1 protein-coding gene is annotated in these 599 nt (G+C 43.1%); it reads right to left on the bottom strand.

The genetic code is table 11. The features are described from left to right. Positions 1–168: 168 nt before the first annotated feature. Positions 169–522, bottom strand: coding sequence for a hypothetical protein (locus tag G3A46_RS14045; RefSeq protein ID WP_165150766.1), 354 nt, complete (start codon positions 520–522; stop codon positions 169–171). Between the last annotated feature and the right edge of the window lie 77 nt (positions 523–599).

Genomic DNA, 599 nt, shown 5'->3' with positions numbered 1-599 from the left:
ATTTACTACGATGGATATCCCTGCTATCAAGATATTCATTATAACTGTCCGAATAGATAGCACGTCCACGACTATCATAGGCAGTGAGAGAGGTTATCCATTTGACGGGTGTTTGCCCAAGGACGCGTACCCTTGATACGGTGGGCAGCCCTTGTGTTGTCGTTGTCACTAAAGTGTTCTCAGTAGTGTGCTGGTCGTAAACACTTGTGGGAAGGACCAGTCCATTGCTTCCGCTACACCATAATCAACGTATCTATCATAGTAGTTGATGGTAAGCACTTCAAGGTTGTTGGATGGATATGAGCTATTGCTATAAAAAACCTGTGTATCCCCGATTTGCGTAGCTCCCTGTGCAGTAGTCTTTTGGATCTCGTAATTAGTCCTATTGACTGCACGATTAAACTGTAATGAATCCTGTATCGATTGCTGTCCTATAGTAGCTGTATAGAATCCAGTATAGGCCACTCTCCCCAATGCATCATATTTGGTAAATAAGTATTTATTAGCTGTCTCATTCCGCATATTGGCATCTTGGGTAAGTATGGGCTGGTCCAAATTATTGTAAAAGATGGTTTCGTGCCCCTTGCCGGGGATTTTCT

Origin of the sequence: Aequorivita sp. KMM 9714 (genome assembly GCF_011065475.1) — a bacterium.
GTDB lineage: Bacteria > Bacteroidota > Bacteroidia > Flavobacteriales > Flavobacteriaceae > Aequorivita > Aequorivita sinensis.
Note: the sequence above shows the minus strand (reverse complement) of the source record. Positions and strands in the feature narration are given on the sequence as shown.

Excerpts from the sequence above, each read along its gene's own strand:
- G3A46_RS14045 (WP_165150766.1), bottom strand. The coding sequence starts at position 522 with ATGCGGAATGAGACAGCTAATAAATACTTATTTACCAAATATGATGCA.